This is a genomic window from Acidaminococcus sp. (genome assembly GCA_022482815.1).
Lineage (GTDB): Bacteria > Bacillota > Negativicutes > Acidaminococcales > Acidaminococcaceae > Acidaminococcus.
Map to the genome: position 1 here is coordinate 816,468 of JAKVOM010000001.1, position 14,660 is coordinate 831,127.

Consider the following 14,660-nt stretch of genomic DNA (forward strand, 5'->3'; position numbering starts at 1 on the left):
GCGCTTTTGGCTTTTTGGCATATGGCATATAGCACAGTAAAGTGGATAGTGGCTAGTGGAGAGTGGTTAGCATTGTAGTGCTGGCAGCTATTTTGGCAGATTCTTGAGATAGAATGCAGCGAGCAGCTAGTAGAAAATAAAGGCGCTTTTGGTTTATGGCATTTAGCCTCGCCTGCAGCAGTGTGGTGAAGGTTTAGATTCAAATAAATATTATGTAAAACCTGAAATTTAGCAGATCACCTAAATTTCAGGTTTTATTTTTTATAAGTTCAAAGAAAAATGCCTTGTCATTTTTTTCCACGGGCGGGATGCGGACAGCGGGCTGCGGAAAGCGTAAAAAAGAGCCGGTTATTTGCAAAACAATGAGTGTCTGTAGAATATTTTCTACTTTTTCACTAGCCCTTTCCTTTTACTTAACTTATAATGGAGACGGTAAGATTAATGATAAATATCAGCGCTCATACTTTGTCCCACGCGGAAAGGGAGGAGATCTACGTATGAAAAATATTGGATTTATCGGAACCGGCATCATGGGAAAATCGATGCTTCGTAACCTTAAAAAAGCAGGCTACACGATGCACTGCTATGCTCGTCACCCGGAGAAGGTGGCAGATCTGAAAGCAGAAGGCGTTACGGTTCATCCGACCATTGCCGAATGTGTCAAGGCCTGCGATATCATGATTACTATCGTCGGGTTCCCGAAGGATGTGGAAGAGGTATATTTTGGCAAGGGCGCTATTTTTGAAAGTGCTCATGAGGGAATGTACATCATTGATATGACAACGACGAGTCCGACACTTTCCAAGAAGCTCTATGCTCAAGGGAAAAAGCAGGGCCTTCATGTGATGGATGCTCCTGTGACCGGCGGTGATACCGGGGCTCGAAACGGGACCCTTTCTATTCTGGTCGGCGGTGATAAGGCTGATTATGAAAAGATGCTGCCTGTATTCAAAGGGATGGGGACCAATATCAACTACATGGGTGCAGCCGGAAATGGACAGCACGCCAAAATGGCAAATCAGATTATGATTGCCGGTGCCATGTCAGGTGTTTGTGAAGGCCTGAATTATGCCAAAGCAGAGGGCCTTGACCTTGAAACGCTGCTTAAGGCTGTTTCTACGGGCGCGGCCGGCAGTGCTCAGCTCAATGCTTTCGGAGCTAAGATGATTCAGGGCGATTTTGCACCGGGATTCTTCCTGAAGCATTTTATTAAGGATATGCGTATTGCTGTGGAAGAATCCGATGCCGTGGGCCTCAAATTAAACGTTTTGAAGCAGGTGCTTTCGGAATATAAGGAACTGTCCAAGGAAGGGCTGGACAGCGAGGGAACTCAGGCGCTTTATAAGTATTATCAAAAATGATTTTTAAATGAATCCAGGGGCCGTGAAGAAATGAAGTTTTATTTGGGTATTTAAATTTTCCTGTGGTCGGCCCTCCAAACCGACTGTGGTGTACCCTTTATCAAAATTGTGGTTTGCTTTAAATATTTTTGTGGTGGGTGCTTTCCAAAAATTGTGGTTTTGACACCATTTAAAGCAAATTCAAAGCCGGACTCAAAGCAGCATATGCTGCTTTGAGTCCGGCTTTTTACCCATTATAATGGAAATGTCCTCCTTATTGAAACAATACAAAATTCTGTTTCTTGCTTTTGTAAAATCGCGAGTATTAATCAGTGTCTCAGACACTGAAAGCATCAAATACAGATCAACTAGAACAACGACATTATCGAGGGTAACAGTGATAAGCTTCTGAATCTAAGTTGTTTTTACGTTAAAAATTTTGAAATAAACTGCTCTAACGACATTTGTTTTACCTCCTAATTAGAAATAGAAGTTCAAGCGCTTCTATTTTAATGGAAGAGGTTTCTTTATATTTTCAGACTAATTTTCCCGCCTGCCTTTAAAACGCAAAACCACAGCTTCGTTAAAGGTATGACCACAGGATAATTTAAAGCAAACCACAGAAATGCTATAGGTCAGTACCGACCACAATTTTGTTTAAAGGGGTGACCACACCACAGTTTATCTTAGACTCCTTTTTATTTCTTCACGGCCCCTTTTCGCTTTTCGCCGTCTGCAACCAGCGACTATTTGTTGGTAAATACATATGTCCTTCTTGTATAAACAACAAGTAACTATTCATAAAGCAATGTAAGATTAAGTAAATATTTTCAATATAAAAATAACATTCTGAAAAATCTACCGTTTTTTATTGAAGTTGTTAGGTGAATTATATATAATAAAGGGAGGCTCATAATGGTGTGCGCTATTTGAAAAGCTGCGCTCCATTATGCTGTCATATTTGTATCCTGCAAAAAGAAAGATGAGTCATAACGGCAGTTTTTTTGTTTTGTTTGACTCAAGAAAACTTAAGGAATTGTTTTTAACGAGTGATTGAGTTGCTGAAAAACAGTACTAAAAAATGTACATAAAACAAGACTTAACTCTGTCTGCAGCAGTGAATTGCCATATTTTTACGAAATCTTTACAAATTGACTGCATCCATGTATGGTCTTAATACTTGCATTCCACTTTATGTGGGTTTTAACCTGGATTTTCCGGCTGCAAACGCGTTCCGGACAAGATGGCCCGAGTTGCCATTATTGATGTCAGCGTTCTTGGGAACAGGTCAACTGTTTTTTAGCGCTTTCACGGTATTTGGAAACATATCAACGATTTTATAGTTCTCGGGAACAGATCAACTCAAATCATTTCATGGTTAAGCCTTTATCGATAGCTTCCTGAATAATCTTATGACAACAAACCCCCAACGGATTGTTTTCTTTACAATTAGGATTTTTCATTGCTCCTGTTATGGCATTTATTTCTTTTACGGTTTTCGCACCATGCTTTACAACTGCTTCAATTACCTGACCTTCTGTGACTTCGCTACAATAACAAGCATACTTAGGATCTGCATCTTTCTTAAACCAGACAGGAACTTTAACTTGTTCTTTTAAGAATCTTACCCCATTATCAACGTTATAGTAGACAACACTACAATCTCCATTCATGCAAATCTTATATTGCTCCCCATCTACTAACTTGAGATAATCGTCTGTTACTAAGTGCTCAACGGTCACTTTACTAACAGAAATTCCTCCTTTATTGCATACCGGGCAATTATCCTTAGTTTGATCTATTTTCTGTGTATTGCACTCATGGCAACATTCATTAACATTGTTCATTATATATCCTCCTCGTCTTTGCTTCGCATTAAAAGAAGATGCACACTGCCTGCTATCAAAATTCGCCGATTAAGATGAATTCTACTCCCAATCGGCGATAAAAAAACTATATTTTCGTAATACTACAGATTTTTAACATTCAAGGCTCTAAAAGCATTTAATACTGCAATGATAGTTACACCTACATCTGCAAATATAGCTGCCCACATAGTAGTTATTCCAAAAGCACTCAAAATAAGAACAATTATTTTTATTCCAATAGCAAATACTATGTTTTGATTTGCAATTTTTAATGTCTTTTTAGAAATCTTCATTGCAGTAGCAATTTTCGATGGCTCATCAGTCATAATTACAATATCAGCAGCTTCAATGGCTGCATCAGAACCTAAACCACCCATTGCTATTCCAATATCTGCACGAGCTAATACAGGTGCATCATTGATTCCGTCACCGACAAAGGCGAGTTTACCTTTTGTGGATTTTTGTGAAAATAATTCTTCTAGTTTTTCAACTTTGTCTGCTGGCAATAGTTCTGCATAAACCTTATCAAGACCAAGCTCTTTAGCAACTTTTGAACCAACACTTTTATTATCACCTGTCAACATAACTGTTTGCTTAATATTAGCTGCCTTAAGTTCCTTGATTGCTTGTGCTGAATCTTCCTTTACCTCATCGGCAATTACAATGTAACCTATATATTTATTATTAACAGCAACATGTACAGCAGTACCGATCAGCTCTCCCTTGAAATAAGGGATATCCATCATTTTCATAAGTTTGATATTTCCTGCCATAACCTTTTTGCCATCTACTGTTGCAATAACACCATGACCTGATATCTCTTCTACATCTGAAATACGTCCATTGTCTATTTCTTTGCCATATGCACGTTTCAGTGAAAGTGAAATCGGATGATTGGAATAGCTCTCCACATATGCAGTTAATTCAAGTAGCTCTTCTTTGGAAACTCCTTCTGGATGAATTTCCTGTACATTAAATACACCTTTCGTTAGTGTACCTGTTTTATCAAAAACAACAATCTCTGTTTGAGCCAATGCTTCAAGGTAGTTACTACCTTTAACTAAAATACCTTTTTTTGAGGCTCCACCTATTCCACCGAAGAAACTCAAAGGAATTGAAATAACTAAAGCACACGGACAGGATACCACAAGGAATGCTAGTGCTCTATATATCCAATCACTAAAAGTCGCCCCGTCTATAACAAGAGGCGGTATAATAGCTAGAAAAACTGCAATTATAACCACAACTGGTGTATAATATCTCGCAAACTTAGTAATAAATTGTTCTGAATTGGATTTTTTACTACTTGCATTTTCAACTAAATCAAGAATTTTGCTTACAGTAGATTCTCCAAATTCCTTGGTAACCTCTGCTGTAATAACTCCATTAATATTGATGCAACCACTCAGGATATCACTTCCTACTTCTACTTCACGAGGAACAGATTCACCAGTAAGTGCCGATGTGTCAATCATTGAACTTCCCTCTATTACCTTGCCATCAAGAGGAATTTTTTCTCCTGCTTTAATTACAATAATATCTCCAATTTGTACTTCATCTGGGTCAACTTTGACAAGTTCATCGCCTTTTTTAACATTTGCATAATCTGGTCGAATATCCATAAGGCTTGCAATTGACTTTCTCGACTTGCCAACTGCATAGCTTTGAAACAGTTCTCCAACTTGATAAAACAGCATAACTGCAACACCTTCAGGATACTCACCAATAAAAAATGCACCAATTGTTGCAATACTCATTAAAAAGTTTTCATCGAAAACTTGACCTTTAAAAATATTTTTTACAGCTCTTTTTACAACATCTCCACCTACAATAATGTAACTTATTATAAAGAGAGCAATCTGTAACCATTCATTATTTAAATTAAGCAATACTGCTGTAGCTAACAAGGCTGCACCAATAATTATTCGCCATAGTCGTTTTGTCATACTAAATAGCCTCCTTTAAGCCTTTTTCATAGTTGTATCGGGTTCAATTTTTTTAACTATTTTTTCGGCCTCTGCTATTATTGTTGGCATTTTTTCATCCTCACCATCAATAACGAGTTTTGTGGTCATAAAGTTAACAGTAGCTTCTTTCACTCCATCAAGCTCATTAATAGCCTTTTCCATTTTTGCCGCGCAATTTGCACAATCTAAACCTTCAAGTATAAATTTCTTTTTCATTATTAAATCCTCCTAAATATTATTTGTAATTTTATTTTGAATACTACAAGTCTTTTTCAAATTTTCTTAAAGCATTGCTCATTTGAAATGAAGACTTAAATATCTGCCCAAATATCTTCAAAAAATATTCTATTCTACCGCATTACTACTTCTCGTTGATATGAATTAGACCTTGGTCAAATATTTCTCTTACATGATCGTCAACTAATGAATAATAATTCTTCGGCCTTTTGTTTTAATTCCTGAATTAATTTATCGTTCATAAAAATCCACCTCACTCTTAATAATAACTCTCATATAAATTTCATAGTTATATTTTACTCTTCATCGCAGCATGTCGTTGGCTTTGTAAGGCATGTACCACCACAAGCACAAGGTTTTGGCACTAATCTCACTTTTGATGGTGCCTTTCCGCGTCTTTCCCATTCGCTGCTTACTTCTTTATTAAACTCTTCATATGGTTTAAGGGGAAGACAAGTTTTACAAGCAAGGCAGGAATGCTTGCCCTGATACCCAGCATCTAACCATTGTTCAATATCTTTAAATATGGGCTCACCTTTATCAACCCCTATTTCAGTAAGATCTCCCTGTACCGCTTCTAACACATTTAAAAAGCATTCACATTTTTTACACTTTTCTATTTGTTGAACCCCGCTAAGTTTTTTTTGAATTTTATTAATTACATTGTTGTGTTCTTCCATTTTATCTCGCCCCTTTACTAAACCTTCTAAAATTACTTCCTTCTTTAACATTACTGACCCTCCTTTACTTACTTTCTTCTGAAATATGAATTAATCCCTGGTCAAATATTTGCTTTACATGTTCATCTTCAAGAGAGTAGAATACAATCTTTCCTTCTCTTCTGCTCTTTACTAGTTCAGCCTGCTTTAAGACTCTTAGCTGATGTGAAATTGCTGATTGGGTCATATTTAATAAGAATGCAATATCGCAAACGCACATCTCTGATTCATCTAATGCCCAGAGTATCTTAATTCTTGTTGAATCTCCAAAAACTTTAAATAGTTCTGCTAGATCATATAGAGTTTCTTCTTGAGGCATTTTTTCTCGCACTTTATTTACAATTTCCTCATGTATTACATCACAGTCGCATCTTTCAATTGGTTGAATTTTTTTTGCCATATTTATATCACCTCCTTATCATTCAATTGAACACTTGAATAAGCTTTCATATATATTATAAAACCTCAATTCTCCGTTTGTCAATAAAAACATATAAGTAATTGTTCAAGTGTGTTTATCTTTTAGCTTTACGGTCAAGACCGCCACCTCTAAGCGCAGCGTAGGTGGGTTTTAATCAGGTGGAGTAGACTCTCCATCTGATTCCCCGATGTTTCAGCTTGCTGAAACGAGTTCACTTATTAGATTATCCCCAAGTATAAATAGAAAAGAACCGCCCATCAAGAAGTATTTCTCCTCAATCGGCGGTCAAATTCGTTTTATTTTTCTATATCAATTTCTACACCAGATTTAAATTCAATGGAGTCCCACAGTTTTTCAATCTGTTCCATACTCCATACATACTGTCTTTGGAATGCTGGCATAACATATTTTCCGTCTTTGATATGCTCAAGAGCCTCATAAATCGTAATGCTGTTATCAATTAAAACGCTCATCGTTATGCCTCCTCTACATAAAAACTGTTCTTATATTTCATAAGGGTTTCTTCTACTTCATCCCAGATCCAAACTCGGTCACCGTCATCCTCAAAAACCTTACCATGAGATTTAGGACCGTCCAGTTTCATCTGTGAATAGTTATTTTTAAAAGTAGGAACATACAAATCCGGGCGTTCTTTATCACTGCACAAACGCTCCATCATCAACAGGGTTGCTTCTCCTGCGATATGTTCTGCCATAAAGTAGGCTTTGATTATCTTATGATTATATTGGCTTGGCTTTAACGCCCACATTGGTATGCGTTGAATTGCCTTACCGTAAAAATCTTTATCTGCACTATCAGATACCCTTGTTGCCCTCGGTGTATATTCTTTCGATACATTTCCGAAAGCCTGGGCAATATACCAACGAAGGCACGAATCTGCAGCCTCGTCAGATGTTTCACCGGAAAGATTAAGCGCCATGTTAAATTTATCAAACACATCTGCGTCTACATTAAAAGATATACTTTTTCTCATCGAATAACCTCCGTCCATTTACACTTTAACATTATATATTATAATACAGATTAGTAAATTTGTCAATACTCACGGACAAATTTACACAACTCCTTTAGACAGAAAACACCCTGCATTTCTGCAAGGTGCTAACTGTAGGGAATATTTCTTTATCTTCTTACGTCCACGCTTGTGCCGGATTTGAACTCCACAGTAACCCTCTCATCATAGACCGTGATTTTCTCAATCAGTCTGCGAACCAACTGCTCATCGTATTCCGTAATGTCCTGCTGCTGTTCGGCAAGGAACTGTTGCATTTCGCTGATTCGCTTTTTCATACCCTCACGCTCTGCACCCGCCACCTGGGCATTCTGCTTTGCCTCACGAAGGCTGTATATCTCATCTGCGATGCTATCGTAGTTTCCTTTGGCGTTGGCTACCTTTAGGAGTTCCTTTTGTAGCTGTTCCAAACGGCTGTCAATTTCGTCAAGCGGAATGCCGTCTGCTCCGGTAAGCACCGCCTCGACATTTTTCTGCAAGTTTTCGCTCATGGTATCCTTTTTGCAGAGTGCCATGTTGATGGCTCTTACCACAAGGTTCTGCAATTCTGATTCGTGGATAGCATCGGCATTGCAAGTTCCCGGACCGTGTTCCATCCTGGTGCAGCAACGCCATACAACAGACTGCTTACCGTGATTGTTCCAGACAACTCTACGGTAAATGTCGCCACATTTAGGACAGTACACGATACTGGATAATGCGTATTTGCTACTGTAAACACGCTTTTTTCGATTCTTCCCACTGTGCAGATTGGCTCGTCTGACCATCTCTTCCTGCACCTGCATATAAAGGTCGCGGGGGATAATGGCTTCGTGGCTGTTTTCTACATAATACTGCGGAACCAAGCCGTTATTCTTCACTCTCTTTTTGGTAAGAACGTCCACGGTATATGTCTTCTGTAAAAGGGCATCACCAATATATTTTTCGTTTTTCAGGATTTTCTTGACCGATTCAGGACGCCACTTTGCCTTTCCGGCGGCTGTTAAAATTCCATCATCCATCAAGCCATCTCCGATTTGCTTTAGGCTTGCGCCCTGTAGGTATTCACGGTAAATTCGTTTGACGATTTCTGCCTCGGCAGGCTCTATGATGAGGTGTCCATCTTCGTCTTTGGTGTATCCCATAAAGCGATTATTCGTAAATGTATCGGCATGATAAGCACCAAGGTCTGCATCAAGGCCACGAATCGTAAGATTCATGATGGCCATCTTCCAAGTGTCCGGATTGGCCTCTTGACCATAAATTGAAATCGAGCCACGATTGCCGGAATGTGCTTGAATAAACTTCGCACTTTGTACAAACATACCGCCACTGCCACAGCAGCAATCATATACGCGGCAGTTTGAATATGGTTTCAGGATTGAAACCAGTGTGTTTACGATGCTTGACGGCGTATAGAATTCACCACCGCCTTTGCCTTCCTTTTCGGCAAACTGAGCGATACAGTATTCGTAAGTTCTACCGAGAACGTCTCGGTTACCTTCGGTCTCTCCCATATCCATGTTGGTAAAGAGGTCAACGACATCTCCGAGGACTCTCTTGTCCAGATCTGGACTGGCATAATTCTTTGGAAGCACGTTCTTGAGTTTCTTGTTGTCGGCTTCGATTGCACGCATAGCATCATCAATAACCGTTCCGATTTCCGGCTTATGTGCTGCTGCCGCAATCTTATCCCAACGAGCATCCTCCGGCACGAAGAATACGTTATCCTCAAGATATGCATCCGGATCATTCTCGAAGCCATCTCCTTCGGCTACAAGCTGTTGATACTTCTTGTCAAATGCCGTAGAGATATACTTCAGGAAAATCAGCCCAATTATTACGTTTCTATATTCGGATGCCGGAATATGTCCCCACAAAACGCAGGCCGCATCCCAGATTTGTTTTTCAAAGCCGATATTGGCAGTATTCTTTTCAGCCATTGTGTTTACCTCACTTTTCTTTTTTTCATTATTCTACCAAGCCATCGGTACAATAATCAGGACTTATTCCAATTCCTCCATCATGTGCTTAAAGTGCTGTCCCTGATTCATCACCTCGAAGATGGAATAAAAAACGCTTCTGTACTGGTCACAATCGATGCTCTCATCTACAAAGTGGAGTCCATCGTTGAAAGCATCCGACCTATTGATGTAAGACAGCATAGCTTGTGCCAGATGGTATTTTGTATAATCTGGAACGCCACCGGCAGCTTCATCCATGATCTGCTTCTTTATCGCTTCAAGCACTGTAGTGCTAAGAACAGTGCTTTCAAAGCCACACAATTGTAAAAAGTAGTATTCAAGGATTCTCCGGATCACGTTCATGAGCGGAATCGGTGCATCCAGCTTTTCATATTCTCGCCAGAGTGCCGCATAAGAATTCTGAACCGGATTGAAGTTCCTATCCTTCTCAGAGACTTTTGTGGCCTCGATTACACATTTCTCCACAGTCGAGATGTTGTTCTTCTTGTTTACCTTAAAGAACGACACGTACCGGTAATGGCTAACCCGATTGTATGTGATCTCTCTGTGGAAGAAGGCATTGTGCGTCAGGATAAATATCTGCTGAATATACTTTCCTTTATATTCGTGGTCTTCCAGTCGGACGTTATTGCTGCATACGCCCAACATTTCACGCACCAGTGCACTGACGATAAAGAGCGCACTGGAGTCCATACTGGAAACAGGATCATCTATGACCACGATCTTATCCTTGCCGGAGTCCGTCTCGGTCTGGCTGCCGCGCACCAAGTGGTAGAAGTACAGGAAAGCAATGAAGTTACGCTCACCCTCGCTGAGCTTTTCCGCAACCTTGCCATCCTCCCTGATGACCTCGTAAGTACCTTTGACGCCTTCCTTTTCGCGGAGCCGGAATCCTTCAAATCCAGAATCCTTCAGATGGGCATTGATGCTTTCCACCGTAGTCGCCGTGTTGATCACGCTGGCATTGAGTTTATTAATTTCAGCCGACAGAGCTTTATATTTCTCCTGCAGCTTTTTGACCTCTCCGTCCAGTCTCTTAGCCTCAGCCTCAATATCGCTCTTGCTCTTTGTATAGGCCGCCACTTTATCCTTCAGGATAAATGCGATTTTCTCCCATACCATATTGAAGCATTCAAGCTGCTTGTCCGGCTTGGTAGCTACGATGTCGTTATTCTCCTGAATCAGTTCATTGATACCCGCTACGACTGTATCAATATCAGAGAGAATGGTATCTGTATCTTTGAGCGCCACGGCCTCACCCGGTGTAGTCCGTTTCTTTGCTATCAGCTGCTCATTCTCTGTAATGACTGTCTCAAGCTGTGCCACCAGCTTCTCATATTCTGCAGTCTTTGCCTTCGGGAAAACGTCGTTTAGGTTATTCTTTAGTAGCTCAAGTAAAGCCTCCATTTTCCTTTTGTACTCTGCCTCGAAGGTTTCAAGTGCATCAAGCGCCTTCTGGTAACCTTCATCGAAAGCCTCTGCGATGTCTTCCTCGAAGGTATCCGGTAACTTTCTCTGACAGAACGGGCATTTACCTTCTTCGTGACCGACCACATAATCAGCATGACCTTGCTTCACCCATTCGGTCGCATTGAGCGCTTTCATGAACTGAGCAAACTGTGTCTCACTCCTGCTCGTCACTTCTTCGCCAAGATAGCTTGCACCGGAAAGATCATATTCACCTTCCAACTCGCCAGAGATTTTGAACAATGGGTACCTCCGTGCCTTTGGATCATAGGCGATATCGTATAGTTTCTGGATATCTTCCTTTTTGTGTTCGACAGCTGAATGCTTCCCGGATAAAACCTCGTCTGCAAACTGGAGCTTCTTTTTCTTACCACCCTGCGTCTGATCGAAGCTCTTTCTGATATCCTCGGTTTCATCCCAACAAGTGGTTTCAAACGTATCGCGTAACGGCTTGAGCTCACTGCTCTTCTTATCACGATCCTCAGCAGCCTGTTTACCGTCAGCAACGACACCTTTTCTTTCCTCGGTCTTATCGTCGATCTGTTTCCTTGTTTCGGCATTTTCTTCGCTGAGCGTGAACACACCCTTGAGGTCGCCATAGTTAGCCAGATTACGGTCAATAAACTCTTGATTATAAATAAGAATCGTGTAGTCGGCAGGATTTACACCATTCTGCCATTCAAGGCACTCCGGGTGCTCAAAGGCATAAGCAACTGTGCTCTTACCCGCACCGTTCTTTCCAAAAAAGAAATTGATATATGTAGGGTCTACCGTCTCACCGTGAAAAGTGGCAGCGTCCAATTTTATATTTGTTATGAGGGACTTCATCTTGTCCTGCATAGGCATTCTCCCTTCTGCCACATTTTTGCGTGCGACATTTAATCCGTGATTTTTCCACCACGTAACCATTCATCCACTTCGGATATTTTGAACTTATAACGTTTCCCAGCTCTGTAGAATGGCAGTTTTCCGTCTTTTATCCAATTCCTGACGGTATCCGTACTAACGCTGAGGTGTTCAGCTATATCCTCAAGGTTTACCCATTTTTCTGGTGTTGCTTCTTGTATTGTTTCAGATGTAATATTCTCGTTTTCGTTGCTCATGTACTCTCCTCCATCAATGTGAGTCCCCAATGGTAAATACGGGAATTTGGACTCCGCCTTCAAGCAGCTCCTGAATCAGGTCGCAGCGCTTGATTGACCAGTGAGTCCGGTTCAGTTCGTTGAATTTATCATTGCCTACAAGTTGAAGCTCCTCTAACAACTCGTTCAGTCTCCACTGCGGAACATCGAGTTTGTATCCGCAATAGTAGACTTTCACGTAATTGTCGTAGACCTTTATATCGGGCACAAACCCGTAGATCACATTCTGGCTCTCATCTGCTTTGCCATACTGATTGTTCTCAGCCATAAATAGCGATGGCATGGTTTTAATTTGAACGCGATTCTCCTCAGTCATCGGAGCAAACTTATCTATAGTTTCCTGTGTCATGCATTGATTCAAGGCTCGGTCACGCGGAATCTTAATGTATGGCCTGTCGAATTCCTCACCAGCAAGCACGAAAATGTTGTAATACTCCCGATCCACCTTTGGCGGGAGATAGATATTTCCTCCGAAATACGGCATTGACACAGTCTGCTGCGTAATCTGCATATTGATGGTGCCGTAGTTCGGGATCATCACAGCATCGTTTCCACTCTGGGAATATTGCGGCTTCCCGTTTGCCGGAAGATTCGCAGCGGATATTACTCTTATTTCATTACTCATTAGAGCCACCTCCGTGCTTACCCAGTGTCAAATTCATCGTTCCGTAATTCGTGATGACATTACTGTTGTCTCCGGTCTGCGAAATAAACAGCGGATTATTTATGATCTGCTGAATGGGAGGAGGCGTGCCAGTTTTTGCATCCTCATCTCCAAAGTCGAAATCATAATCTGCCTCTGCTTTATCTGATGGCTGTTCTGCATCCTCGTCTCCGAAGTCGAATATCTCATCATCCTCGGATAGAGCTGTTCCCGGCATACGAACATTTATTGTCTTTGTGATACTCTTACCCATGCCACCAGAATATGTTCTTGGTGCTCTGCCATTTTTCGGGCACCACATGTCATAGGTATCACGGCCTACGCTGTTGTCCTTTCTATAAACAACCACATAGTGCCATACACCCAGCAGGAATGCAGGGAGACAGACATCGTCGAGTCCGCCAAGTGCGGTCTTTTTTATTTTCTGACCGGTTTCTTCAATATAAAATCCCTCATCCGGCTTGATGCTGTCGTCCTGCTCAATCAGGTCGATCAGCGCCTTCACGAGTCTTTCGTCTTTCTTTACCTTTGTTCCGATTTCAAGGAACAGCGCAACGAACTCCGTCATCGCACCCAGTGCATCCTGATACTCATTCCGGATGCGCTCATCAAACGCCTCGATCTCCAGTGTCTCGCCAAATGGCAAATACTGACCGGTCGAGGTCTTGCAGGATTTGAAGTCGTTTGTTTTTCCTTTCAGCGCACCTTCCTTCGGTTCTTGATAGTCGGGATTGATTACCTTAATCAGCCCAATCAGAACTTCCGGATCAGAGAGGCCATCCCTCTCGCCTTTATAGTGCTGTCTTGCCTTAACGCGTTGTTTTAGCGCCTGCAACACAAGCACAAAGAAGGTGCCGCCACATAACCGTGGATTGTCACCTTTTGTCATTGATTTTCTCTCCAATTTTCAAAGTCGAACCCTAAGAACCTTACGAACTATAGTAGCCGACCTACCGAACGATTGGATAGCTCTTGTGAGTAGTCACAAGGGCAATATGGCGTCCGGGAAGAGGCTGGATATACGGGTACAGTGGTTCGTGGTGTTTCCGATTTATTCCCATCAATTCCTATTATATCAGAAATACATGTGAAATTCAAGATATCCAGATGTATTTCCAATGAACAGGCCATGAATTTCCCCACTGTGATTGCTCACTAAAAAGCAAATCACAGGAGGAAATCTTATGACAACAGAAGAAAAGACCTATTTCATCTACGTTCGCAGCACCGGCGAAAAGGTACCGGTCACCAAGGCGCAGCACGACGCCTTCTATAAGGAAGCTGACCGCATCCGCCACAAGGAGCAGAATCACGGCAGGTGCATGTGTCCCTACCGCTTCATCTGGAAATGCGACGGCGACTGTATCGGCTGCGAATATCACGCGGCAGGTGACGTCACTTCTCTGGATCAGCCTCTCCCTGATGGCAACGGCACCCTCGGTGACTATATTCCCGACCGCAGTAAGCCGATGGACGAGGTTATCGCCGACCGCATGCTCTTAGAGCAGCTCTTTGCCAGACTGCGTGAGCTTGATCCGGAGGCCGATACCATCATTCAGCTTTGGAAGGATCATCCGGAGGGCATCTTCGATCGGGCAATCGCCAGAGAGCTCGGTCGCCCGCAGAAGACCTTCGCGGATCAGATGAAGAAGTATCGCACTGACCTGCGCAGGATTACCGGCGACAAGTAATACCAAAACCACGAACCACACCATTTCCGGCCATTGTCCCACCTTGGGATGATGGTCGGAATTTTTTTATAAAATCCTCCGCTCAAATCGGCAGTTCATCTCCAGTGGAAGATGAAGGCAAGAGAACACAGCCTTCAGAAAGCGAGG

At 41.7% G+C, this 14,660-nt stretch carries 12 protein-coding genes and 1 pseudogene; 2 read left to right on the forward strand and 11 right to left on the reverse strand.

The window, feature by feature from the left end; translation table 11 throughout:
• Positions 1-497 precede the first annotated feature (497 nt).
• Positions 498-1,361 (forward strand): NAD(P)-dependent oxidoreductase, encoded by an 864-nt coding sequence (locus LKE33_03585; protein ID MCH3950007.1) that lies wholly within the window; start codon positions 498-500, stop codon positions 1,359-1,361.
• A 1,346-nt stretch (positions 1,362-2,707) separates the two neighbouring features.
• Here the strand turns inward: LKE33_03585 and LKE33_03590 are convergent.
• The 11 genes and pseudogenes from LKE33_03590 to LKE33_03640 form a co-directional block, all read right to left on the reverse strand.
• Positions 2,708-3,187, reverse strand: coding sequence for a (2Fe-2S)-binding protein (locus LKE33_03590; protein MCH3950008.1), 480 nt, complete (start codon positions 3,185-3,187; stop codon positions 2,708-2,710).
• A 122-nt stretch (positions 3,188-3,309) separates the two neighbouring features.
• A pseudogene (gene cadA, locus LKE33_03595) lies at positions 3,310-5,391 on the reverse strand (cadmium-translocating P-type ATPase).
• A gap of 317 nt (positions 5,392-5,708) precedes the next feature.
• The gene (locus LKE33_03600) at positions 5,709-6,143 is read right to left on the reverse strand and encodes a hypothetical protein (protein ID MCH3950009.1); all 435 of its coding nucleotides are present in this window, start codon (positions 6,141-6,143) and stop codon (positions 5,709-5,711) included.
• 13 nt (positions 6,144-6,156) lie between these two features.
• Positions 6,157-6,531: a metalloregulator ArsR/SmtB family transcription factor gene (locus LKE33_03605; GenBank protein ID MCH3950010.1), complete on the reverse strand. Its 375-nt coding sequence runs from the start codon at positions 6,529-6,531 to the stop codon at positions 6,157-6,159.
• A 317-nt stretch (positions 6,532-6,848) separates the two neighbouring features.
• Positions 6,849-7,025, reverse strand: a complete 177-nt coding sequence (locus LKE33_03610) for a DUF262 domain-containing protein (GenBank protein ID MCH3950011.1) — start codon at positions 7,023-7,025, stop codon at positions 6,849-6,851.
• A 2-nt stretch (positions 7,026-7,027) separates the two neighbouring features.
• Entirely contained in the window at positions 7,028-7,546 is a 519-nt protein-coding gene (locus LKE33_03615) for a hypothetical protein (GenBank protein ID MCH3950012.1), read from the reverse strand.
• 149 nt (positions 7,547-7,695) lie between these two features.
• A complete protein-coding gene (locus tag LKE33_03620; GenBank protein ID MCH3950013.1) occupies positions 7,696-9,507 on the reverse strand; it encodes an N-6 DNA methylase in 1,812 nt (603 codons plus the stop codon).
• A 63-nt stretch (positions 9,508-9,570) separates the two neighbouring features.
• Positions 9,571-11,856, reverse strand: coding sequence for an AAA family ATPase (locus LKE33_03625; protein ID MCH3950014.1), 2,286 nt, complete (start codon positions 11,854-11,856; stop codon positions 9,571-9,573).
• Positions 11,857-11,894: 38 nt separating this feature from the next.
• Positions 11,895-12,119: a helix-turn-helix domain-containing protein gene (locus LKE33_03630; protein MCH3950015.1), complete on the reverse strand. Its 225-nt coding sequence runs from the start codon at positions 12,117-12,119 to the stop codon at positions 11,895-11,897.
• A 13-nt stretch (positions 12,120-12,132) separates the two neighbouring features.
• On the reverse strand, positions 12,133-12,783 hold the full coding sequence (locus tag LKE33_03635; GenBank protein MCH3950016.1) for a hypothetical protein: 651 nt from the start codon (positions 12,781-12,783) through the stop codon (positions 12,133-12,135).
• Entirely contained in the window at positions 12,776-13,711 is a 936-nt protein-coding gene (locus LKE33_03640) for a hypothetical protein (GenBank protein MCH3950017.1), read from the reverse strand. Before LKE33_03640 ends, LKE33_03635 begins: the two co-directional genes overlap by 8 nt.
• A gap of 295 nt (positions 13,712-14,006) precedes the next feature.
• Between LKE33_03640 and LKE33_03645 the strand changes: the two genes are divergently transcribed.
• A complete protein-coding gene (locus tag LKE33_03645) occupies positions 14,007-14,513 on the forward strand; it encodes a hypothetical protein (GenBank protein ID MCH3950018.1) in 507 nt (168 codons plus the stop codon).
• The last annotated feature ends 147 nt before the right edge of the window (positions 14,514-14,660 follow it).